We start from the raw sequence: 23111 nt of genomic DNA on the forward strand, positions 1-23111 counted from the left end.
CTGCCTACCTTTGGCTGTCCTGGCGCATCCGCCAGAGTTGAAAAATGTTGACCGCTGCATAGATGAAGCCTGCAAGGGCTGCGAAATCAAACAGCAGAGCGTAGCGCCCGGCGAGCCCCAGGGCGGGGCCGATGAACAGCGACATTGCCAGCCAGCCAAGCATGGTTGCGGCAATCACCAATGCGATGTGCCGTCCCTTTGCTGCCAGTGCTTTGTCGCGCTCTACGCTCATGTGGTCCTGAATATTGGCCCCTGCCCCGTAGGACAGGCGCGGTTATCGTGGTGTCAGTCTTTTTTGTAGCGGTCGTCGGCCTTGGCCTTCTTGGCGAATTCGGTTTCCTCGCCAGCCGCCAATTGCCGGGACTGTTCGATCCAGCCGTCGCGGACGATGCGCCCCTTGAACTTCAACCGGCTATCGACCCATGCGATCTGCTCATCCGTCCAGGCGGCGATCTGGTCAAAGTGAAAGAACCCCAGATCATTCAGGGTCTGCTCCAACTTGGGACCGACACCTTTCAGCATCTTCAGATCATCGGCCTTACCATCACGCGCTGCGGTCAGGGTTTCCGGCTTTTCTTCAACAGCGGCTCCGGCTTCTGCGGCCGCGCCCTCAGGAGAGGCCGGTTCGCTGACAGCAGCTTTTTTCGGAGCGGCCTTCTTTGGGGCGTCGCTCTTTGCCTTGGCAACCTCGGCCTGTTTCACCGCCGGAAGCGGTGTTTTCGGCGCGGGCGGCGGGGTGTCGGCACTGTCGCGACCGGCAACCTTGCCGTCCTTGCCAATCCATGGCGTCAGGATCGGCACTTCGGTGCCGTCGATACGCTTGACTGTATCGCCAATATCCGCCGCCAGCTGGACAGACGCATTATACTGCGTCTTGCCGCTTTCATATTCTGTCAGCGAGGTCAGCCCCGATTTCGGCTCGGCCGCGTAGCGCCCGTTTTGCGGGCCCGGCAGCGGCACCTGACCGGCAGCCAGATCATCCAGCAGCTTGGCAAAGCCTTCTGCGGTCAGATCTTCGTAATAATCCTTGCCGATCTGGGCCATCGGGGCGTTGGTGCAGGCACCAAGGCACTCGACCTCTTCCCAGGTAAACTTACCATCCGCCGACAGGGTAAAAGGCTTGTTCGCGATCTTTTCCTGACAGACGGCAATCAGATCCTCTGCGCCGCAGATCATGCAGGACGTGGTCCCGCAGATCTGAACATGTGCAACCGATCCAGTGGGTTGCAGCTGGAACATGAAGTAGAAGGACGCAACCTCAAGCGCACGGATATAGGCCATGCCCAGCATGTCCGCGACATATTCGATTGCAGGCTTCGTCAGCCAGCCTTCCTGCTCCTGCGCACGCCACAGCAGCGGAATGATCGCACTGGCCTGACGGCCATCAGGGAATTTGGTGATCTGCGCTTCGGCCCATGTCTGGTTCTCGGGCGTGAAGGCAAAACTATCGGGTTGTTCGGAATGCAGACGACGAAGCATTAGCGGTCAATCTCTCCAAATACGACGTCCATGGTGCCAATGATGGCCGCGACGTCGGCGAGTTGGTGGCCCTTGGCCACATAATCCATGGCCTGCAGATGCAGGAAGCCCGGCGCACGCAGCTTGGCGCGATAGGGTTTGTTGGTGCCATCTGCAACCAGATAGACGCCAAATTCGCCCTTGGGTGCCTCAACAGCGGCGTAGACCTCGCCAGCGGGCACGTGGAACCCCTCGGTATAGAGCTTGAAGTGGTGGATCAGGCTCTCCATCGAAGTTTTCATATCGCCCCGTTTGGGCGGGGTCAGCTTGCCACGGGCCAGAATATCACCGGGGGTCTCGCGCAGTTTGCCGATACACTGGCGAATGATCGACAGCGACTGGCGCATCTCTTCCATACGGACAAGGTAGCGGTCGTAGCAGTCGCCGTTCTTGCCAACCGGGATCTGGAAATCGAATTCGTCATAGCACTCATAGGGCTGCGCACGGCGCAGGTCCCAGGCAAGGCCGGAGCCGCGCACCATCACCCCGGAGAACCCGTAGTTGAGGATATCCTCCTCGGTCACGACACCGATATCGGCATTCCGCTGTTTAAAGATGCGGTTCTCGGTCAGCAGCCCGTCGATGTCATCCAGAACGGATGGGAAGCTATGGGTCCAGGCCTCGATATCGTCGATCAGCGCGTCGGGCAGATCCTGATGCACACCACCGGGGCGGAAATACGCCGCGTGCAGGCGCGCACCACAGGCCCGCTCGTAGAAGATCATCAGCTTCTCGCGCTCTTCAAAGCCCCACAGCGGCGGGGTCAGCGCGCCAACGTCCATCGCCTGCGTCGTCACATTGAGCAGGTGGTTCAGAATCCGGCCGATTTCGGAATAGAGCACACGGATCAGCGACGCGCGACGCGGCACTTCCACGCCGGTCAGCTTTTCGATGGCCAGGCACCAGGCGTGTTCCTGGTTCATCGGCGCCACATAGTCGAGGCGGTCGAAATACGGCAGGTTCTGCAGGTACGTCCGGCTCTCCATCAGCTTTTCGGTGCCGCGGTGCAACAGGCCGATATGCGGGTCGCAGCGCTCAACGATTTCGCCGTCCAGCTCCAGCACCAGACGCAGAACGCCGTGTGCCGCAGGGTGTTGCGGTCCGAAGTTGATGTTGAAGTTACGGATCTTCTGTTCGCCGGTCAGGGCGTCGTCCATTTTGGAGCCGTCCATTACTTCGCCCCCTCTTTCTCGTCGCCGGGCAGGATGTATTCGGCACCCTCCCACGGGCTCATGAAGTCAAACTGGCGGTACTCCTGAACCAGGCTGACCGGTTCATAGACTACGCGCTTCTGCGCCTCGTCGTAGCGAACCTCGGTATAGCCGGTGGTCGGGAAATCCTTGCGCAGCGGATAGCCACGGAAACCATAGTCGGTCAGGATGCGGCGCAGATCCGGGTGGCCGGTGAACAGGATGCCGAACATGTCGAACACCTCCCGCTCAAACCAGTTGGCCGAGGGATGGATCGTCACGATCGACGGCAGCATCTCATCCTCGCGGATCGATACGCGCAGGCGGATCCGCTGGTTCTGATACATCGACAGAAAGTGGTAGACCACGTCGAACCGCTTGGCGCGGTCCGGGTAGTCAACGGCCGTGATATCGACAAGCGACGAGAACTTGCACGTCGCATCGGCTTTCAGAAATTCGACAAACCCTGCAAGGTTCGACGGGGCAACATCGACATTCAGCTCATCAAAGCTGACATCCCAGTCGATGACACAATCAGGACGTTTGGCAGCGATCTGGGTGCCGAGTTCTTTCAGAGCTTCAGTCATATTTGTCTCTCCAACCAAAGCCACTTAACGCACAAGCGTGCCGGTGCGGCGAATTTTGCGCTGCAATTGCATCAGACCATACAGCAGCGCCTCTGCCGTCGGCGGGCAACCGGGCACATAGACATCCACAGGCACGATCCGGTCACATCCGCGCACCACGGAATAGCTGTAGTGGTAATAGCCGCCGCCATTGGCGCAGGACCCCATCGAGATCACATAACGCGGCTCGGGCATCTGGTCGTAGACCTTGCGCAGGGCGGGCGCCATCTTGTTGGTCAGCGTCCCCGCGACGATCATCACATCCGACTGGCGCGGAGAGGCACGCGGCGCGATACCGAAACGCTCGGCATCGTAGCGCGGCATCGAGGTGTGCATCATCTCAACCGCGCAGCAGGCCAGACCAAAGGTCATCCAGTGCAGCGAGCCGGTGCGCGCCCAGTTGATGATATCCTCTGCCGAGGTCAGCAAAAACCCCTTGTCCTGCAGTTCGGCATTCAGGGCCTGGGTGACAACTTCCTTGTCGACGCCAGCCGTATTGGCTCCGGTCATCACTCCCATTCCAGGGCCCCCTTCTTCCACTCATAGGCAAAACCGATGGTCAGCACAGCGAGAAACACCATCATCGACCAGAAGCCCGCATCGCTCATATCCTTGAAGCCGACGGCCCAGGGAAACAGAAACGCAATTTCCAGATCAAAAATAATGAACAGAATCGACACCAGGTAGAACCGGACATCAAACTTCATCCGTGCGTCGTCGAATGCGTTGAACCCGCATTCGTAGGCGCTGACCTTTTCAGGGTCCGGATTGCGGACGGCCAGCACAACTGCCGCCAAAATAAGAACAATTCCAAGCCCGACCGCTACGGCCAGAAACACCAGAATCGGGAGGTATTCCCGCAACATCTCTTCCACGAGTGGCTCCTTTCCGTGCGCGCGGATTTCTGCGCGCCGTCAATTGGCGTGTTGACTTGGGGCAGTGTCTACTCCCCTCCCCCCTCACCGTCAACCAACGCATCGTTAATGGATAAACCTTCTGTAACGGGCGCGGCAGATCCACATCATGGGCCTTAAACCCTATTGTTTTCATAGGATAAGGCGTACCCGGCAAAAGGCACGCCCCAAGCGAAGAAATCAGGCATTTTTAACGGGGCTACCGCTGCCAGCTTGGTTTTTCCTTGGCGAAAAACGCGGCAATCCCTTCGGGTGCCTCCCGGCCTTCCCAGCGCTCCACCAATGCGGCAATCGTGTGATCAATCACCGCATCGTCGATTTTCGGCCCCAGATCACGTACCAATGCCTTTGCGGCCCCGACCGCCTCGGGCGCGCAGCTCAGATAGGGGGTCACCTCGGCCTCGATTGCGGCGTCCATCTCGCTGGCGGGCACGGCCCGCGCAAGAATCCCGAGATCGACCGCCTCATCAGCCCCGAACAGACGCGCCGACATAAAGACACGCCGCGCCCGCGCCTCGCCCATGCGGGCGACGACATAGGGGCCAATCGTGGCCGGGATCAGGCCCAGCCGTGTCTCCGTAAGACCCATCTTGATGTGGTCGGCCCCAATCGCGACATCGCAGACACAGGCCATGCCGACACCGCCGCCAAAGGCATTGCCCTGAACCGCCCCAATCACCGGCTGCGGCAGGGTATTGATGGCCATCAGCATCTCCGCCAGAACCCTGGCTTCGCGCGCGCGGGTTTCGGCATCCGCCGTCATCTGTGCCTGCATCCAGCCCAGATCGCCGCCCGCGCAGAAACTTTTGCCCGCCCCAGTGAGCACGACAACGCGCACCGACCGGTCCGCAGCCAGCGCAGCTGCGGCAGCCTTCAGCTCCTGTAGCATTTCGCCGGACATGGCGTTGTGCTTCTCGGGGCGGTTGAGCATGAGGGTCGCAACACCCCGATCGTCGGTGGTCAGCGTGAGTGTGGTGTACATAGGGGTCGTCCTGCCTGTCCTGCTCGCAGCCCACTGCCGGCGGGCTGCGATTTTGGTTTCGGTCCGCTGTTGTTTACGCTTCGGTGTGAATCAGCTGCCGTCGCTGCGCATTGCCTGGGCCATCTTCGCCGCGTCCTGTAGCACAGAACCGTCAAGACCCGTCTCGTAGCCAAGCCGCGTCAGATGCTCATGCACCGCCTCGGTTGCGACATTGCCTGCTGCCCCCGGCGCATAGGGGCAACCGCCCAGGCCGCCGACGGCCGCGTCAAACACCCGGACACCAAGCGAAAGCGACGCATCAATGTTGTCAATCGCCCGCCCCGCTGTGTCATGATAGTGCCCCGCCAAGCGGCTGACCGGCACCCGCTCACGCACCGCAAGCAACATGCGTGCAATCGAATCCGGTGTTGCCTGACCAATGGTGTCGCCCAGCGAAATCTCATAGCAGCCCATGGAAAACAGCCGATCCGCCAGCGCCGCAACAGCGTCGGGGTCCGTCGGCCCGTCAAACGGGCATTCGGTCACACAGGAGATATATCCGCGCACCGGCAGGTCGATATGGCGCGCGGCCTCGATGATTGGCGTGAACCGTTCGATGGATTCGGCCACGCTGGCGTTGATATTGGCCTTGGAGAACCCCTCCGACGCAGAGGCAAAGACCGCGATCTCATCCGCTTTGGCGGCCAAGGCATCCTCGTAACCGCGCATATTCGGCGTCAGCGCGGCATAGCGCACATCCGCCCCACGGTTGATCCCGGCGAGCACCTCGCCCGATCCGGCCATCTGCGGCACCCATTTGGGCGAGACAAAGCTCGCCACTTCGATCCGCCGGAAGCCCGCCTGCGTCAGGCGGTCGATCAGCGCGACCTTCTCCGATACCGGTATGTCCCGCTTTTCATTCTGCAAACCATCGCGTGGTCCGACTTCGAAAATCTCGACGCTTTCACCCACAGCACATCCTCCCAAGCTCAATTCACAAATCAAATGGCCCATCAGGCCGCAGGGCGCGGGCACGACCCGAGATCGCGCCCATGCCAGCCGTTTAGCTGTCCGCCTCCTCCAGGCGGACCAACGCGGCCCCCGCTTCGACCTGATCACCAGCCGAGGCCAGCACCTCGGCCACCACGCCGTCGCGGGCCGCCAGAAGCGAGTGTTCCATTTTCATCGCCTCAAGGATAGCGAGTCGTTCACCTTCTTTGACGCTCTGGCCTGCTTCGGCAAAAACCGCCTTGACCAGACCGGGCATCGGGGCCTCGATCACATTCTGATCCCCGCCCGCTGCCGATGCGCGGTCCAGGGGGTCAATCACCTCGAACTCGAGGCCATAGCTATCAAATACGGTGATCGTATTGCCCGATTGGGCGATCGAGGGCAGACGATTACCGCCCAGCACCCAATGTCCACCGATCCTGGTGGCGCAGACCTGGGATTCAGGGTCCTGAGGGAACTCCCAGATCTGGCGATCCGGTCCATCCACCTCAACCGTGGCTTCAAACACATCACCCTGATGGCTGAGGTGAACGGAACGGCGCATATCGGACCAAAGGGTAAAGCCGGTCTCCCAGCCGCCCTCGAGGAGGCCAAGGGCCTGCATACCGGCAGCGGCCTTCTGCTCGGGCGTCACCCCAGGCGCCTGCACCAGCTGATCCAGATCGCGCGCGATAAGGCCCGTGTCGACGTTCCCCGCCGCAAAGCCCTCATGCGCCGCCAGCGCGCCAAGGAAGGCAAGGTTGGTGACCGTGCCGCCGACCTCGGTTGCCGCCAGCGCCTGCGACAGGCGCGACAGGGCGATTGCGCGGGTGGGACCATGTACGATCACCTTCGAGATCATCGGATCATACCAGGGGCTGATGGTATCCCCTGCCCTGACACCGCTGTCGGCGCGGGCCTCAGCCGGGAAGGACAGATGCGTCAGCGTGCCGGTTGCGGGCAGGAAGCCCTTGGGCACGTCCTCCGCGTAAAGCCGTGCCTCAAAAGCGTGGCCGGTGATGGTGAGGTCTTCCTGTTTGGCAGGCAGGCTCTCGCCCGATGCAACCCGCAGCTGCCATTCCACCAGATCAACGCCGGTGATCAGCTCGGTCACTGGATGCTCCACCTGCAGGCGGGTGTTCATTTCCATGAACCAGAACCCGTCAGGGCGCAGCCCGTCAGAGCCGTCAACGATGAACTCAACCGTGCCCGCGCCCTTGTAGCCGATGGCTTCGGCCGCGCGCACGCCCGCCTCGCCCATCGCGGCGCGCATTTCTGCGGTCATGCCCGGCGCGGGGGCTTCCTCGATCACCTTCTGATGGCGGCGTTGCAGGGAGCAGTCGCGCTCGAACAGATGCACGGCACTTTTGCCGTCGCCAAAAACCTGCACCTCGATATGGCGCGGCTGCTGGATGTATTTCTCGATCAGCACATCGGGGTTGCCAAAGGCGGTGGTGGCCTCGCCCTGCGCGCTTTTGAGCGCGTCGGCGAAATCGGCAGGTTTCTCAACCAGCCGCATCCCCTTGCCGCCGCCACCGGCAACTGCCTTGATCAGCACCGGATAGCCAATCTGATCCGCCTGATCCTTGAGGAAATCCGCATCCTGATTGGCGCCGTGATAGCCCGGGACCACCGGCACGCCAGCCGCCTCCATCAGCACTTTGGCGGCGTCTTTCAGACCCATCTTGCGGATCGCCTCCGCAGACGGGCCGATGAAGGTAAGGCCCGCTGCCTCTACCGCATCCACAAAGCCCGGGTTCTCCGAAAGAAACCCATAACCGGGATGGATGGCCTGCGCACCGGTCGCCCTGGCGATTGCGATGATCTCATCGCCGAGGAGATAGCTGTCGGCCGGCGCCGGGCCATGCCCGATGTGGCAGGCCTCATCCGCCATGGCGACATGCTTTGCGCCACGATCGGCGTCGGAATAGACCGCCACGGTTTTCACGCCCATGGCGTGGGCGGTTTCCATCACACGGCAGGCGATCTCGCCGCGATTGGCAATCAGGATTTTGTCAAACATGGGGTTGGTCCTTTGTCTGGAGCTCTGGACCGGGGGCTGCCTGCCCCCGGACCCCCGGGGATATTTTGGGCCAGAAGAAACGCGGGGCGCTTACATCCGGAAGACGCCGAATTTGGTCTCTTCGATCGGGGCGTTCAGGGCGGCACTCAGCGACAGGGCCAGCACGTCGCGGCTCTTGCGCGGGTCGATGATGCCGTCGTCCCAAAGCCGCGCCGAGGCGTAAAGCGGGTGGCTCTGCTCCTCGAACATCTCGATGGTGGGGCGTTTGAACTCGGCCTCGTCCTCAGTGCTCCAGCTGCCGCCCATACGTTCGATCGCGTCGCGTTTCACTGTCGCCAGCACGCCCGCCGCCTGCTCGCCACCCATCACCGAGATACGGGAATTCGGCCAGGTCCACAGGAAACGCGGGGAATAGGCGCGGCCCGACATGCCGTAATTGCCGGCACCGAAGGAGCCGCCAACCAGCATCGTAACCTTCGGCACATTGGTGGTGGCCACCGCTGTCACCATCTTGGCGCCGTGGCGGGCAATGCCTTCGTTTTCGTATTTGCGGCCGACCATGAAGCCGGTGATGTTCTGCAGGAACACCAGCGGGATCTTGCGCTGGGAGCACAGCTCCACGAAATGCGCGCCTTTCTGGGCGGCTTCGGAGAACAGGACACCGTTGTTGGCGATGATGCCGACCGGGCAGCCCTTCACATGGGCAAAGCCGGTCACAAGGGTCTCGCCAAAGCGCGGCTTGAACTCATCAAAGCGCGAGCCATCGACCAGCCGCGCAATCACCTCGCGGATGTCATAAGGCGTGCGCAGATCGCCCGGCACCACGCCGAGGATTTCCTCGGGGTCGTAGGCGGGGTCCTCTGGGCTGGCCCAGTTCACTGTCAACGGCTTGGTGATATTCAGCGATTGCACCGCGCGCCGCGCCAGTGCCAGCGCATGGGCGTCATCCTCGGCGAGGTAATCCGCCACACCGGAGAGGCGCGTGTGCACATCGCCGCCACCCAGATCCTCGGCGCTGACCACCTCGCCCGTGGCGGCCTTCACCAGCGGCGGGCCCGCGAGGAAGATGGTGCCCTGCTCCTTCACGATGATGGTGACATCCGACATCGCCGGCACATAGGCACCGCCCGCAGTGCAGGAGCCCATGACGACGGCAATCTGCGGGATGCCCTTGGCCGACATCCGCGCCTGATTGTAGAAGATGCGCCCGAAGTGGTCACGGTCGGGGAATACCTCGTCCTGGTTGGGCAGGTTGGCACCACCCGAGTCGACCAGGTAGATGCAGGGCAAACGGTTTTCCTCGGCAATCTCCTGCGCGCGAAGGTGCTTCTTCACCGTCATCGGGTAATAGGTGCCGCCCTTCACGGTGGCGTCGTTGCAGACCACCATGACCTCCTGGCCGTGAACCCGACCGATGCCCGCGATCACGCCCGCCGCAGGAGCAGCACCGTCATACATGGCGTGCGCCGCAGTGGCGCCGATCTCCAAAAACGGGGAGCCGGGGTCCAAGAGGTTCGCCACCCGGCGGCGCGGCAGCATCTTGCCGCGGCTCTCGTGGCGGGCGCGGGACTTCTCGCCGCCCCCCATGCGCGCGGCCTCGGCTGCCTCGCTGATCTGCGCGAGCGCGTCCAGATGCGCCGCACGGTTCTGTTTGAAGCCTTCCGAGGAAGGCATCGCCTTGGATGTGAGTTTCATGTCCACTCTCCCATTGTTGGGGTTAGGCTGTGTCCCGTCATACAGGAAGACTTATTGGTTCTGGTTGGGGCAGCGTACGCCGGGTAAGCAATACCTAAAGTCATTGGCTTGCCTCACCGGTCATTTTCTCACCGCGCATCAGAATTCTTAGTTTGAGCCATTCCAAAAGCGCCTCCGAATAGCGGCACGCTACGTCAGACGGCAGATTGGGGTCCGAAACCTTGGTGCAATCGGGAACCTCACCGAAGGCAGGAATTGGCAGGGACAGACCTGCAGGCCCGCTGCCATCAAGAACACTTTTGTCGAAGCCGGGCATCAGGCTAACGATGCGTGCTCCGTCCGCCTCCAACCACGCCGCAGCGCTTTCAACACAGTACTGTAAAGCCTTGTTTTCTTGGCTCGTGTTGCACATGCGGACGGCCTGCGAGACGTATTGGGTGTCCATGGGCACCGCAAAGCCAACATCGGGGACAAATCCAGAGCAAGCGCTCAGAAAACCGGCTGTATCAAAAACGGGGGTTTCCTCACTTGCCGCAGTAAAAGGAAAGGGCGCGCCTAAAGCGCAAGCACAGGCTGCAAGAAAGGAAAGGAGCGGCTGTTTCATCAGTTCATCTCCCCCGCTGCCCGCGCCTTCAGTTCCTTGCGGATGACCTTGCCGGTCACGGTCATTGGTAGGGCATCCAAGAACTCCACTTCGCGTGGGTAAGAATACTTTGCCAGACGGGATTTGACGTAGTCCTGCAGATCTTTCTCGGACGGCGAATGGCCGGGTTTCAGCACCACATAGGCCTTCACGATTTCGGTGCGCAGCTCGTCCGGCTTACCCACCACACCCACGGTTGCCACCGCCGGATGGGTCATCAGACAATCCTCAATCTCCGCTGGGCCGATGCGATAGCCAGCGGAGGTAATGACATCATCCTCGCGGCCCACAAAGCGCAGATAGTCACCCTCCCAGATGCCGCGATCCCCGGTGACCAGCCAGTCGCCATGAAATTTTTCAGCCGTCGCGTCGGGGCGATTCCAGTATTCAAGCATCATCGACGCAGCACCCCGGCGCACGGCGACATCGCCCTCAGCAAGCGTGGGGGTGCCGTCGGCGTCGATCACCTCGACCACGCACCCCGGAACCGGCCTGCCAATACAGCCCGGACGGACCGGGAAATCAGCGGCGCAGGAGGAAACCGTCATATTGCATTCGGTCTGACCGTAGAATTCGTTGATGGTCACGCCCAGGCTCCGCTGGCCCCAGGCGAGCATCTCTGCGCCCAGGGGCTCTCCACCAGACGCGACCGAGCGCAGACCGTCGAGCCCCTGCCCCGCCGCCTTCAGCAGGCGCAATGCGGTCGGCGGGAAGAAGACGTTGCGCACGTCCCCCCGGCGGATGATGTCGGCGCAAGCCTCCGGCGTAAATTTGTCCAACCGTGCGGCGACAACAGGGACGCCCAGCGCCAGACCCGGCATCAGCACATCGAACAGACCGCCGATCCAGGCCCAGTCCGCAGGGGTCCAGAGGCAATCGCCAGGTTGGCCGAGATGATCATGGCTGATCGCAACACCGGGAAGATGGCCCGACAAAACCCGGTGCCCGTGCAATGCCCCCTTGGCGCTGCCTGTGGTGCCGGAGGTGTAGATCAACACCGCTGGCGTCTCCGGGGTGGTTTCGACATAGGGCAGCAGATCGCCATTGTGCGCCGGGGTTTCGGTCAGGACCTCCTCCACCAGAAGCGGCTGTGCCAGCTCACCCAGCTGGGCGGCCCCAGCCGTATCGGTCAGCACAAGGTTCAATCCGGCATCGCCGATGCGTGAGGCCAGCGCATCCTGCTGGAACAGCTTGAACAACGGCACCGAGATGGCACCAATCTTCCAGATCGCCAGATGCGCAACGGCGCAGCCGACAGACTGGCTCAGCAGTACACCGACACGATCTCCGGGGGCGACCTGCGCCGACAGGTGGCGGGCCAGCAGGTCCACCTGTCCACGCAGCATCCCGTAGGTCACATCCCGGCGGTCTGCGGTTGTGAGATCAATCAGCGCAAGCGCATCGTCCGGGTGGTCTAGAGCTTGTTCAGCCATGTTGAGGCGCGCAGGAAACGCCCAGCCGCCTGCGGCCGTCAACCCGGGATATGTCGTCTGCTTGATCATTAACAGCCCCTCGCAGGTTGCATGGCCGCCATGCGTTTTTTCACTGCATTCCCAAGGGGAAAGCCCGCGCGGGTTTGATCCAGATCAGTGTAACACCCGGCGGATGAGCGCATAGATCCCCCGTACACGAAAGAAGAGGGATAGTCCCAATGACCCGTATGGTTTCCGCCCTGGCTCTTAGCGCTGCACTGGCAGCCCTGGCCGGCCCCGCCCTTGCCCAGTCCCAGGGGGATTGGACCCTTGGCATCGGCATCGCCAACGTCAATCCGAAATCCGACAATGGCACGCTCGCCGGTGCTGCTGCCACGATTGACGACGATACTGCTCTGACCTTCACCGCGGAGTACTTCATCCGCGACAACATCGGGATTGAACTTCTGGCCGCCAGCCCGTTCGAACATGATATTTCTTTGAACGGCGCCTATACCGCGACTACGAAGCATCTGCCGCCGACCCTGTCGGTCAACTATCACTTCCCGACGCAGACTAAGTTCAAACCCTTTGTCGGCGTTGGTATCAACTACACGACCTTCTTTGAGGAAAGCTCGCCCGCGGGGGTTATTTCGCTTGATGACAGCGTCGGGCTGGCACTGAACCTTGGCGCCGACTGGCAGATCTCGGATCGTGGCGCATTGCGGGTGAACGTCCGCTACATGGATATCGAAACCGATGTGACCCTGAACGGCACCAAGATCGGCACCGCCGAGATTGATCCGATCACTGTTGGGTTTGGCTACGTTCACCGTTTCTGATCCCTTTGACGAGTAACTGATTAGAACGAGTGGTTCAGGGAGAGGCGGCGCACCTTATGGGGCGCCGCTTTCTCTGTCTTGCGCCTTGCAGGCGTGTTGCATCACCAAGCCGCAAGACAGCAGTCACCCGGGGCATCTGCCCCGGTGCGGGCTTACATCTGGCCCATCAGCTCGCGGCCGATCAGCATCCGGCGGATCTCCGAGGTGCCCGCGCCAATCTCCATCAGCTTGGCATCCCGGAAGATACGGCCCACCGGGTTGTCGGAGAGATAGCCCGCCCCACCAAAGGCCTGCACCGCCTGATGCGCCTGCGTCATGGCCACCTCAGAGGCGTAAAGACAGCAGGCGGCGGCATCCTGGCGGGTCACGGTCCCCTTGTCGCAGGCTTTTGCCACTTCGTAGACATAAGCCCGCGCGGTGTTCATCGCGGTATACATGTCGGCGATCTTGCCCTGCATCAGCTGGAAGTTTCCAATCGGCTGGCCGAATTGTTTGCGTTCTTTCATGTAGGGCATCATCTCATCCATGCAGGCGGCCATGATGCCAGTGCCGATGCCCGCCAAAACGACGCGCTCATAGTCGAGACCAGACATCAGGACGCGCACGCCCTTGCCTTCTTCACCCAGCACATTCTCAAATGGGACCTCGACGTCTTCGAATACCAGTTCGGCGGTGTTGGAGCCGCGCATCCCCAGCTTGTCAAAATGCGGCGAGGTCGAGAAGCCCTTGAATTCCTTTTCGATCAGGAAGGCTGTGATCCCCTTGGATCCCGCTTCGGGGTCGGTCTTGGCATAGACCACCAGCGTGTCGGCATCGGGACCGTTCGTGATCCAGTATTTATTGCCGTTCAGGCGGTAGTGATCATTGCGCTTCTCCGCGCGCAGGCTCATCGAGACGACATCGGAACCGGCGCCTGCCTCGGACATGGCCAACGCGCCGACGTGTTCGCCGGAAATCAGCCGCGGCAGGTATTTTGCCTTTTGTTCGGCATTGCCGTTGAGCTTGATCTGATTGACGCAGAGATTCGAATGCGCGCCATAAGACAGCGACACCGAGGCGCTGGCCCGGGCGATCTCCTCAACCGCGACGGTATGGGCCAGATAGGACATGCCGGCACCGCCGAATTCCTCAGGCACGGTGATACCCAGCAATCCCAGCTCACCCATCTCCTGCCATAGCTCGGCGGGGAATTCGTTTTTCTGATCAATCTCCTGCGCCATTGGCTTGACGCGCTCCTGCGCCCAGCGGTGCACCATGTCGCGCAGGGCATTCACATCTTCGCCCAGATCAAAGGTCATGCTTGCGTTAAACATCGTTTTCTCCCGAAGTCGCCGGTTATTGAACAGTTGTTCATTAATAGCCACATCCCTGGCCTTCAGTCAATAAGATGACACCTCAGGGTGCAGAAATAATCTGCACATACCCGCCGCCACGGCGGTGCGATTGCCACACTGGCGCCTTACTTTGCGATTAACGCATTGTTTACCAAAAGCAGGCAGAGGCCCGGCGCGATGCAAAATCTGATCATCAACGGAACATTTGACAGCGGCTCCGCCAATTGGAGCGGCACCGACCTGGAGGCCAGCAATACCGAGAGCGCCTATCTCGGGAATGGCTCATCCAATCGCGTGGCCGAAATGGACGGTCAATCCGGCCAGACCACCGTGATGGAGCAGAGTTTTACCGTCACTGCTCCGATCCAGACCACGCTGACGCTGGACGCCGCCCTGCGCACTGCCTCGCTGAGTCAGGCGGGCACCGAGGGATTTACCGTCGAAATTCTGGATGCGAGCGGAGCCGTTATCGCCTCCATGTCGGTGCTGCCGACCACCAGCAGCTTTACCCAGGCCAGCCTGAATGTGAACTTCACCAGCCCCGGAGACTACACGCTGCGCCTGACCGAACTTGGCAGCGACGATAGTCTCGGCGCGATCGTCGACAATATCTCGCTCTTGGTATGCTTCTGCAATGGCACCCTGATCGAAACGTCCGACGGTCCCCGCGCCATCGAAACCCTCACGCCGGGCGACATGGTCATGACTGAGGACGGGCTGAAGCCGCTGCGCTGGATTGGCAGGCGGCGTGTCTCGGCGAACGAGATGAGGGACGACCCCAGGCTCCGCCCGGTGCGGATCGAGGCCGGCGCCCTCGGGCCGGGACTGCCCAAGAAACCGCTGCTGGTCTCGCGGCAGCATCGGATGCTGATCCGATCACGCGTGGCGCAGCGCATGTTTGGCCTATTCGAGGTGCTGATCCCGGCCATTCGCCTTACGGCCCTGCCGGGGATCTATGTATCCGCACCGCAGGAGGGCATCGCCTATTTCCACATGCTGTTCGACAACCACGAGATCGTTCTCGCCAATGGTGCCCCCAGCGAAAGCCTGCTGGTCACCGAACCGTCGCTGGCCGCCCTCTCCCCCGCCGCGCGGCAGGAGTTGAAACAGCTGTTTCCGGATCTGGTAGGCGCGGCGCAGCACGGCCCTGCCAGCGCCAGACCCATCCCGCCACAGCCCAGACAAAAGCGGCTTCTGGAACGGATCGGCAAAAACAATCGCGCTGTCGTGGATCCTATCTGAGCCGAGCAGCCAGCCGACCCGTCAGCGCTCTCCGGCCTGGAACACCGCCGCCACCTCAGCCCGGATGATGCGCGCGATCTGCGCACAGTCGGAAAGCGAGAAGGTCAATGGCACCCGCATGTCGATGATCCCGTGCAGCACACGATCACTTGCGGGCATTGCCGGTGCCGCCGCGTAGCGCCAGCTGTCATAGCGGGAGGTGAATGCGACCGGCTCAGCCGCACCAAACCATTTGAGTTCGACTCCGCGAGCGCTGCACCGGCGCAGCACCTCACGGATCTTGTCAGCCGACCAGTCCAGCAGCAGGAACTGGATGGAGGAGCCGACATATAGCTCCGCTTGCGGGCGTTCGACGACCTGCAGGCCGGGCGTGTCTCGCAGCCCTGTCTCGATCTGCTGATAGCGTTCGTTCCAGCGCTGCACCTGCTGGTCCAGTTGCCGCAGCTGCGGGCGCAGGATCGCAGCGCGCAGGTTGTCCATACGGCCCGAAATATTGGGGGTTTCATATTTGATCCGTTCGAACACCTCAGGTCCGGGCGCAGCCCGATGCCGTGAGTAGAGCATATAAGACCCCGACAGCATGATGGCGCGGGCCGCGATTTCGGGGTCCGAGGTGATCATCAGACCACCCTCTCCCGAGTTGACGTGCTTATAGGTCTGGCAGGAATAGCAGCCGACAGCGCCATGACGGCCGGACAGAACCCCGTTCCACCGCGCGCCCATGGTATGGGCGCAGTCCTCGATCACGGTGACGCCCGCAGCATCGCAGATGGCCATCAACCGATCCATATCGCAAAGATGCCCCCGCATATGTGACAGCATTAGAACCTTTGGGTGACCATCCGCCGCCAGCTGACGCTCAAGATCCTCAAGATCAAGGGTCAGCGCTTCGGTTACCCCGACATAGACGGGCTGTGCGCCAACAGCGGCAATCGACCCCGGTACCGGCGCGAGGGTGAAGGCATTGGTCAGCACCCTGTCGCCGGGCCGCACCCCGACCGCGCGCAGGGCGGTTGCCAGCGCATAGCCCCCCGACGCCACGGCCAGGGCATAGGGCGCGCCCATCTGTGCCGCAAATTCCTCTTCCAGCAGGGTTACCTCGCCCGCCTCATCCGCTACCACATTGTAGCGATGCAGGCGTCCGTGGCGCATCACCGCGACGGCGGCTTCGATGGCATCTTCGGGGATGGGTTCCTGCTGGGTAAAGCTACCGCTGAATATCTCTGTCATGGTGTTTTTGTCTGCCCCTGATCACAGGAGGTCAAGCCCTGCCATGGAACCACCCGAGAATACGGCGACGATGTCACGACGACATCGCCCGGACGACATCGCCTGACATCAAAGAGGCAGCAAGCGGGCCGCCAGTGCCGGAAGATCCTCAAAACGCTGTAACAGCGCCTCGGGGCGCAGCGCCTCAAGGTCGTCGCCGGACGGACCAAAGGTCACCAGCACCGAGGCCACCCCGGCCGCTGCCGAGGTCTTGCGGTCGGTGTCCGTATCACCGATCAGAATTGTACGCTCAGGATCACCCCCGGCCCGCCGGGCAGCCTCCCGCAGCGGCTCCGGGTCAGGCTTGCGCACCGGCAGCGTATCCGCCCCGACCAGAGAGTGGAACGCATCACGTACGCCCAGACTCTGCATCAGCTTCTCCGCCAGCGCCTCCGGCTTGTTGGTGCAGATCCCCACCCGGAACCCGTCGGTTTTCAACTGCTCCACCGCCGCCATGGCGCCCGGATACAACACCGTGTGATGGTCAATCGCATCGCGGTAATACTCCAGAAGCCGCGGATAGTATTCCTCGACGGTTTCTTCACGATACTCCCCGGCGCGTTTCAGCCCGGTGGTCAACATGCTCTTGCCGCCGCGCAGGGCAACCGCAGCATCCCGTGGCAAGGACAGCAGATTCCCCAGTCCCATCTGACGGAAACAGGCATTCGCCGCAGCCAGAAGATCACCGGATGTATCCGCCAAAGTACCATCGAGATCGAAGATAACAGTTCGCATATCTGCCCTCCCTCGGCGCGTTTCCGCCACCGCTTGTTGCAAGCCGCAACCTTGTTTGATGGCGCTTTGCCTTGCGCGCCTGCTGTTAGCGGATAAAACGGGGGCGCTGAAAAGACAAAGAGAAAACATCACATGAGCACCGCCCTCGTCATTCTGGCCGCAGGCAAAGGCACCCGGATGAACTCCGACCTGCCCAAGGTTTTGCATCCCATTGCCCACGCCCCGATGCTGGAACATACGCTGTCCGCCGGTCGCGCGCTGGCCCCCGAGCGCACCATCGTGGTGGCCGGCCACGGCGCGGATTATGTACGGGCAGCCCTGGCCGATATCGACGAAGATGTCGAAATTGTCGTTCAGGAAGAACAGCTTGGCACAGCTCATGCCGTCGCGCAGGCGCGTGAGGCACTGACCGGTTTCGAGGGCGATATCGTCGTGCTTTATGGCGACACGCCCTTTGTCAGTGCCGAAACGCTGGAACATATGATCGCCGCACGGCAGAACGCCGATCTGGTGGTTCTGGGCTTCACCGCAGCTGATCCGGCACGCTATGGCCGCCTGGTCATGAATGGCGACAGCCTGGAACGTATTGTCGAATACAAGGACGCAACCGAGGCCGAGCGCGCGATTGATTTCTGCAATTCCGGGCTGATGGTCGGCAATGCGGCGCAGATGTTTGCGTTGATTGACCGTGTCGACAGCGCCAATGCCTCCGGCGAATATTATCTCACTGATCTTGTGGAGCTGGCCTGCGCCGATGAGCTTCGGGTCACTGCGGTCTCCTGCGATGAGGCCGAGACCCTTGGCATCAATTCCCGCGCGGATCTGGCCGAAGCCGACCGCATTTTCCAGCGCCGTGCACGTGCCGCGCTGATGGAGGATGGCGTCACGCTGATGGATCCGGAGACGGTCTATCTGGCCTTTGACACCGTCATCGGCCGCGACACGATCATCGAGCCCAATGTAGTCTTCGGCCCCGATGTCACGGTCGAAAGCGGCGTCTTCATCCGGTCATTTTCACATTTTGAGGGCTGCCATATCTCGCGCGGCTCCAAGGTCGGCCCCTATGCCCGCCTGCGCCCCGGTGCAGAGCTGGCAGAGAACACCCACATCGGCAATTTCGTTGAGATCAAGAATGCTGAAATTGCCGAGGGCGCCAAGGTCAACCACCTCAGCTACATCGGCGATGCCAGCGTTGGTGCCGGTACCAATATCGGCGCGGGAACGATCACCTGCAACTACGACGGCGTGATGAAACACCGGACCGAAATCGGAGCCGGTGCCTTTATCGGGTCCAACACCATGCTGGTGGCCCCGGTGCGCGTCGGCAATCAGGCCATGACCGCGACCGGAGCCGTGATCACGAAATCCGTCGAGGACGGCGCATTGGCCATTGCGCGCGCCGAGCAACAGAACAAACCCGGGCGGGCGCGCAAGCTGATGGACATGCTGCGCGCCAAGAAGGCCCGTCTTGGCAAAGGAGCCGAATAATGTGTGGCATCGTCGGCGTTCTTGGCAATCATGAAGCGGCCCCAATCCTGGTCAAGGCTCTCGAGCGGCTGGAGTACCGCGGCTATGACAGCGCCGGGATCGCCACCGTCAGTGACGGCGCGCTGGACCGCCGCCGTGCGGTGGGAAAGCTGGTGAACCTTTCCGATCTTCTTGTTCATGAACCGCTGCGCGGCAAATCCGGTATCGGCCATACCCGCTGGGCCACCCATGGGGCGCCGACGGTCAGCAACGCCCACCCGCATCGGGCCGGCAGGGTTGCCGTTGTCCACAATGGCATCATCGAGAACTTCAAAGAGCTGCGTGTGGAGCTGGGTCAGAAAGGCATCACCTTTGAGACCGAGACAGATACCGAAACCGTCGCCCTGCTCTGCGAGGCGCTGATCAGCGACGGCAAGTCCCCGGTCGAAGCGGCGCGCGAAACCGTGTCGCGTCTGGACGGAGCGTTTGCCCTGGCCTTCCTGTTTGAGGGCGAAGAGGATCTGATGATCGCCACCCGCAAGGGTTCGCCGCTTGCCATCGGCCATGGCGAGGGCGAGGGCGAAATGTTCGTCGGGTCGGACGCGATAGCGCTGGCTCCGTTCACCGACCAGATCACCTATCTGGAAGAAGGCGATTTTGCGGTACTGACGCGGACCAGCCTCGATATCTGGGACCAGCGCGGCGCCATCGCCAACCGCGAAAAACGCCAGATCCAGCTGGCAAATGCGCGCGTCGACAAGGACGGCCACAAGCATTTCATGGCCAAGGAAATCGCCGAACAGCCGGTTGCCATTGACCGCGCGCTGAAAGCCTATCTGAGCGAGGATGGCCAGCTGGCGCTGCCGTCCGAGCTGGACTTCACCAGGATCGAGCGGCTGACCATGGTGGCCTGTGGCACCGCCTATTATGCCTGTATGGTTGCGAAATACTGGTTCGAACAGATCGCCCGGATGCCGGTCGAAGTCGATGTCGCCTCTGAGTTCCGCTACCGCGAGCCGCCGGTGTCGGAGAAGACGATGGCGCTGTTTGTGTCACAATCGGGAGAGACCGCCGACACCCTGGCCGCCCTGCGCTACATGGACGGCAAGGCGCAGCAGATCGTGGGGCTGGTCAATGTCCCCGAAAGCTCCATCGCGCGGGAAAGCGATGTGCTTCTGCCGCTGCACGCCGGCCCGGAAATCTCTGTTGCCTCGACCAAGGCATTTACCTGCCAGCTGACCATCCTGCTGCTGCTCGCCCTGCGGGCGGCCCAACAGCGCGGCATCGCCCTGCCTGCCGGAATGCCCGACGATCTGCGCGCGCTGCCCGGTCTGATCAACCAGTCACTGACGGGCGCCAAGCAGATCACCGCTACGGCACGCGGGCTGGCGAAGGCACGGGATATCATCTTCCTCGGGCGGGGGCAGCTCTATCCGCTGGCGCTGGAAGGCGCGTTGAAGCTCAAGGAGCTGAGCTATATCCATGCCGAAGGCTACGCCAGCGGCGAGCTGAAACACGGCCCCATCGCGCTTATTGACGAGAAGGTGCCGGTGGTGGTTCTGGCGCCGCGTGATGCACTGTTCGACAAGACAGTGTCAAACATGCAGGAGGTCATGGCACGCGGGGGCAAGGTGATCCTGGTGACCGACACCGAAGGCGCCAAGATCGCCGGTGATGGCACCCATGAGGTGATCGTGATGCCGCAGGTACCCGATGCGCTGGCCCCGATCCTCTATGCGGTGCCGGCGCAGCAGATCGCCTATTACACCGCGATCGCCAAGGGCACCGATGTGGACCAGCCCCGCAATCTCGCAAAATCGGTGACGGTGGAATGAGCGATCTGACACTGGAGGTGGCACTCGCCGCGCTGGAGAGCGCCGCCGAGCCTGCGCGCGCGGCTCAGATGGCCAGCTATCACAAGCAGAAGCGCGTTGTGCTGGGGGTTCCGAATCCCACCATCAACAGCCTGAGCCAGGAGTGGCGCAAGCAGCTGAGTTCGGGCGACGATGGGGTTGCCGCGCGCTGCGCGCTGGCGCAGGAGCTCTGGGCCAGCGATGTGTTCGAGGCGCGCATCGCGGCGGCAAAGCTGCTGACACAGGCGCGGATCAGGGACGACGCACCGGTCTGGGACCTGCTGCAAAGCTGGCTGCCGGATTTTGACAGCTGGGCCATTGCAGACCACGCAGCCTCGGCCATCCAGAAACGCCTTCAGGCTGCGCCCGCACGTCTGGATATCGTCGAGGGCTGGACCGGCTCTGATCACATGTGGACCCGCCGGGCAGCCCTGGTTGCCACCCTGCCCTGGGCCAAGCTGCCCAACCCAAAAGCTGAAGAACTGGCCGCACGCGAGCGGATCCTCGGCTGGGCCGCTGGCTACGTGCCGGATCGCAACTGGTTCATTCAGAAATCCATCGCCTGGTGGCTGCGCGATCTGAGCAAACATGACGCTGAGCGCACCCGCGCATTCCTTGCCGAACATGGCGCAGCGATGAAGCCCTTTGCCCGCAAGGAAGCGGCCAAACATCTGCCCGCTGCCAGTCACGCCGACTGAACCGCGCAGGCAGGAAACTCGCAACAGCTGTTACCAACAAAATAGGCGCGCAGGAGCTATCCTTCGCGCCATTTCTTTTTTGGGGGGGCTCGCCGGAGGTGACAACCTCAGGGCCGATCAGGCGGCAGGCAGCACCTCAACTTCGACCAGCTCCGTCAGCGGCAGCCCAAGTGCGCGCATCGCATCAATCGAAAGCCGACTTCCGGCGCCGGTGTCTCCACCGATTGGACGCAGAGTCAGCGTGACCTCGGTGCCCCGAGGCGAGCGCACGCGCGCCACCTGCGCACTATCGACCAAAGGCGTGTCCATCCACAGGCCGGGCTGCGAGGGATCCCCGAGGCTGGCCACGGTTGAGGCGCGCCCGGTATAGCCCGCAGCCGCGCCGACCGGGGCAACCGAACCGTTAGCAGCGTCCAGCGGTGTCTGTTCGACACCCGGCGCCAGCGGGACCGTAGCGGCCGTATCACTGACCGGATCACCAACCGGGCCAGAGGGCCTACCCCCACCCAGAACCGAGGAATTCCACTGCAATTGGCCACAGGCTCCAAGCAGCACGACAGACGACAGGATCAAAACAGAATAACGCATATCGCGACACTAGCTCCGCGCTCACGGCTTTGCCAGCGGCAATCCCGGGTTCGGCCAAACTCAGCCCTTGCCGCAAGCGCCGCCCCGCTTTACCTAAGAAGAATGACAGCGCCACTCATCGATCCCTTCGCCCGCGCCATTACGTATCTGCGCGTTTCGGTCACCGACCGCTGCGATTTTCGCTGCGTCTACTGCATGTCCGAAAACATGACCTTCCTGCCGAAGAAGGATCTTCTGACACTGGAAGAGTTGGATCGCATGTGTTCGACCTTCGTCAATCTTGGTGTTGAGAAACTGCGGATCACCGGTGGTGAGCCACTTGTGCGCCGGGGCATCATGACTTTCTTCCGCGCCATGACCCGGCATCTGGAAAGCGGGGCGTTGAAGGAGCTGACGCTGACCACCAATGGCTCGCAGCTGGAAAAATACGCGCAGGATCTTTATGATGCCGGTGTGCGGCGGGTGAATGTCTCGCTCGACACCATCGACGAGGCCAAATTTGCCGAGATCACCCGCTGGGGCCGCCTGCCCCAGGTGCTGCGCGGGATTGATGCGGCCCAGAAGGCCGGGCTGCGGATCAAGATCAACGCTGTTGCCCTGAAAGGCTTCAACGAGGACGAGCTGCCCGCCATCACCCGCTGGTGCGCCGAGCGCGATATGGATCTGACCTGGATCGAGGTCATGCCGATGGGCGATATCGGCAATGAAAACCGACTGGGTCAATATTGGTCGCTGAAAAACGTGCGCCGCGCCTATGAGGATCACTACAGCGTCACTGATCTGACCGAACGGACCGGCGGACCGGCGCGCTATGTCCGCCTGGAGGAGAGCGGCCAGAAGATCGGATTTATCACGCCGCTGTCGCATAACTTCTGCGAAAGCTGCAACCGGGTGCGCCTGACCTGCACCGGTGAGCTATACATGTGCCTGGGGCAGGAAGACATGGCGGACCTGCGCGCGCCGCTACGGGATCACCCCGAGGATGATCAGGCGCTGGAAGCGGCCATACGGGCTGCGATCACGCTCAAACCCAAGGGCCATGATTTCGACTATTCCCGGCAAAAACTGGACGGGCAGATGCCACGCCACATGAGCCATACCGGCGGCTGAC

22 protein-coding genes are annotated in these 23111 nt (G+C 61.9%); 6 read left to right on the forward strand and 16 right to left on the reverse strand.

Features of this window, described 5'->3' with window-relative positions; all coding sequences use genetic code 11:
* Nucleotides 1–4 precede the first annotated feature (4 nt).
* The 12 genes from VWZ81_RS15365 to VWZ81_RS15420 form a co-directional block, all read right to left on the reverse strand.
* Nucleotides 5–232, reverse strand: coding sequence for a DUF5337 domain-containing protein (locus VWZ81_RS15365; protein ID WP_340545117.1), 228 nt, complete (start codon nucleotides 230–232; stop codon nucleotides 5–7).
* 53 nt (nucleotides 233–285) lie between these two features.
* A complete protein-coding gene (locus VWZ81_RS15370) occupies nucleotides 286–1479 on the reverse strand; it encodes an NADH-quinone oxidoreductase subunit E (protein ID WP_416542843.1) in 1194 nt (397 codons plus the stop codon).
* Entirely contained in the window at nucleotides 1479–2690 is a 1212-nt protein-coding gene (locus tag VWZ81_RS15375) for an NADH-quinone oxidoreductase subunit D (protein WP_260084618.1), read from the reverse strand. Before VWZ81_RS15375 ends, VWZ81_RS15370 begins: the two co-directional genes overlap by 1 nt.
* Nucleotides 2690–3295, reverse strand: coding sequence for an NADH-quinone oxidoreductase subunit C (locus VWZ81_RS15380; protein ID WP_340545115.1), 606 nt, complete (start codon nucleotides 3293–3295; stop codon nucleotides 2690–2692). Before VWZ81_RS15380 ends, VWZ81_RS15375 begins: the two co-directional genes overlap by 1 nt.
* Nucleotides 3296–3319: 24 nt before the next feature.
* Nucleotides 3320–3853: a NuoB/complex I 20 kDa subunit family protein gene (locus VWZ81_RS15385; RefSeq protein ID WP_082996117.1), complete on the reverse strand. Its 534-nt coding sequence runs from the start codon at nucleotides 3851–3853 to the stop codon at nucleotides 3320–3322.
* Entirely contained in the window at nucleotides 3844–4209 is a 366-nt protein-coding gene (locus tag VWZ81_RS15390; protein ID WP_014874151.1) for an NADH-quinone oxidoreductase subunit A, read from the reverse strand. The genes VWZ81_RS15385 and VWZ81_RS15390 overlap by 10 nt, the downstream gene beginning before the upstream one ends.
* Before the next feature lie 238 nt (nucleotides 4210–4447).
* A complete protein-coding gene (locus VWZ81_RS15395; protein WP_416542842.1) occupies nucleotides 4448–5230 on the reverse strand; it encodes a crotonase/enoyl-CoA hydratase family protein in 783 nt (260 codons plus the stop codon).
* Between the two features lie 90 nt (nucleotides 5231–5320).
* On the reverse strand, nucleotides 5321–6181 hold the full coding sequence (locus VWZ81_RS15400) for a hydroxymethylglutaryl-CoA lyase (RefSeq protein WP_416535938.1): 861 nt from the start codon (nucleotides 6179–6181) through the stop codon (nucleotides 5321–5323).
* Nucleotides 6182–6272: 91 nt separating this feature from the next.
* Nucleotides 6273–8222 (reverse strand): acetyl/propionyl/methylcrotonyl-CoA carboxylase subunit alpha, encoded by a 1950-nt coding sequence (locus VWZ81_RS15405; RefSeq protein WP_416542841.1) that lies wholly within the window; start codon nucleotides 8220–8222, stop codon nucleotides 6273–6275.
* Between the two features lie 90 nt (nucleotides 8223–8312).
* Nucleotides 8313–9917: a carboxyl transferase domain-containing protein gene (locus VWZ81_RS15410; RefSeq protein ID WP_416543645.1), complete on the reverse strand. Its 1605-nt coding sequence runs from the start codon at nucleotides 9915–9917 to the stop codon at nucleotides 8313–8315.
* 100 nt (nucleotides 9918–10017) lie between these two features.
* Nucleotides 10018–10521, reverse strand: coding sequence for a hypothetical protein (locus VWZ81_RS15415; protein WP_416543644.1), 504 nt, complete (start codon nucleotides 10519–10521; stop codon nucleotides 10018–10020).
* Nucleotides 10521–12062 carry an AMP-binding protein gene (locus tag VWZ81_RS15420; protein WP_416543643.1) on the reverse strand — a complete coding sequence of 514 codons (1542 nt, stop codon included), beginning with the start codon at nucleotides 12060–12062 and terminating at the stop codon, nucleotides 10521–10523. The genes VWZ81_RS15415 and VWZ81_RS15420 overlap by 1 nt, the downstream gene beginning before the upstream one ends.
* 149 nt (nucleotides 12063–12211) lie before the next feature.
* Between VWZ81_RS15420 and VWZ81_RS15425 the strand changes: the two genes are divergently transcribed.
* Nucleotides 12212–12814: an OmpW/AlkL family protein gene (locus VWZ81_RS15425; RefSeq protein ID WP_416543642.1), complete on the forward strand. Its 603-nt coding sequence runs from the start codon at nucleotides 12212–12214 to the stop codon at nucleotides 12812–12814.
* Nucleotides 12815–12966: 152 nt separating this feature from the next.
* Here VWZ81_RS15425 and VWZ81_RS15430 read toward each other — a convergent pair whose 3' ends face one another.
* On the reverse strand, nucleotides 12967–14127 hold the full coding sequence (locus tag VWZ81_RS15430) for an isovaleryl-CoA dehydrogenase (RefSeq protein ID WP_416540400.1): 1161 nt from the start codon (nucleotides 14125–14127) through the stop codon (nucleotides 12967–12969).
* Nucleotides 14128–14325: 198 nt separating this feature from the next.
* Here VWZ81_RS15430 and VWZ81_RS15435 point away from each other — a divergent pair, with 198 nt between their 5' ends.
* Nucleotides 14326–15390: a Hint domain-containing protein gene (locus tag VWZ81_RS15435; RefSeq protein ID WP_416543641.1), complete on the forward strand. Its 1065-nt coding sequence runs from the start codon at nucleotides 14326–14328 to the stop codon at nucleotides 15388–15390.
* A 21-nt stretch (nucleotides 15391–15411) separates the two neighbouring features.
* Here VWZ81_RS15435 and VWZ81_RS15440 read toward each other — a convergent pair whose 3' ends face one another.
* Both VWZ81_RS15440 and VWZ81_RS15445 read right to left on the reverse strand, forming a co-directional pair.
* Nucleotides 15412–16620: a DegT/DnrJ/EryC1/StrS family aminotransferase gene (locus VWZ81_RS15440; RefSeq protein ID WP_340545105.1), complete on the reverse strand. Its 1209-nt coding sequence runs from the start codon at nucleotides 16618–16620 to the stop codon at nucleotides 15412–15414.
* A 108-nt stretch (nucleotides 16621–16728) separates the two neighbouring features.
* Entirely contained in the window at nucleotides 16729–17394 is a 666-nt protein-coding gene (locus VWZ81_RS15445) for an HAD-IA family hydrolase (RefSeq protein WP_416536802.1), read from the reverse strand.
* A gap of 132 nt (nucleotides 17395–17526) precedes the next feature.
* On the opposite strand from VWZ81_RS15445, the gene glmU reads away from it, so the two are divergent.
* From glmU to VWZ81_RS15460, 3 genes are read left to right on the forward strand one after another with little or no spacing between them, the layout of a single operon-like run.
* Nucleotides 17527–18882 carry a bifunctional UDP-N-acetylglucosamine diphosphorylase/glucosamine-1-phosphate N-acetyltransferase GlmU gene (gene glmU / locus VWZ81_RS15450; RefSeq protein WP_416543640.1) on the forward strand — a complete coding sequence of 452 codons (1356 nt, stop codon included), beginning with the start codon at nucleotides 17527–17529 and terminating at the stop codon, nucleotides 18880–18882.
* Nucleotides 18882–20696: a glutamine--fructose-6-phosphate transaminase (isomerizing) gene (gene glmS / locus VWZ81_RS15455; RefSeq protein WP_416543639.1), complete on the forward strand. Its 1815-nt coding sequence runs from the start codon at nucleotides 18882–18884 to the stop codon at nucleotides 20694–20696. The genes glmU and glmS overlap by 1 nt, the downstream gene beginning before the upstream one ends.
* Nucleotides 20693–21412 (forward strand): DNA alkylation repair protein, encoded by a 720-nt coding sequence (locus VWZ81_RS15460; RefSeq protein WP_416543638.1) that lies wholly within the window; start codon nucleotides 20693–20695, stop codon nucleotides 21410–21412. The genes glmS and VWZ81_RS15460 overlap by 4 nt, the downstream gene beginning before the upstream one ends.
* Before the next feature lie 117 nt (nucleotides 21413–21529).
* On the opposite strand, the gene VWZ81_RS15465 is transcribed toward VWZ81_RS15460, so the two are convergent.
* Nucleotides 21530–22000, reverse strand: coding sequence for a hypothetical protein (locus VWZ81_RS15465; RefSeq protein ID WP_416543637.1), 471 nt, complete (start codon nucleotides 21998–22000; stop codon nucleotides 21530–21532).
* Nucleotides 22001–22102: 102 nt separating this feature from the next.
* Between VWZ81_RS15465 and moaA the strand changes: the two genes are divergently transcribed.
* On the forward strand, nucleotides 22103–23110 hold the full coding sequence (moaA, locus tag VWZ81_RS15470; RefSeq protein ID WP_416543636.1) for a GTP 3',8-cyclase MoaA: 1008 nt from the start codon (nucleotides 22103–22105) through the stop codon (nucleotides 23108–23110).
* Nucleotide 23111: the final 1 nt, after the last annotated feature.

This window comes from Phaeobacter sp. JH20_34 (genome assembly GCF_048056095.1).
In the GTDB taxonomy this organism is placed as follows: Bacteria; Pseudomonadota; Alphaproteobacteria; order Rhodobacterales; family Rhodobacteraceae; genus Phaeobacter; species Phaeobacter bryozoorum.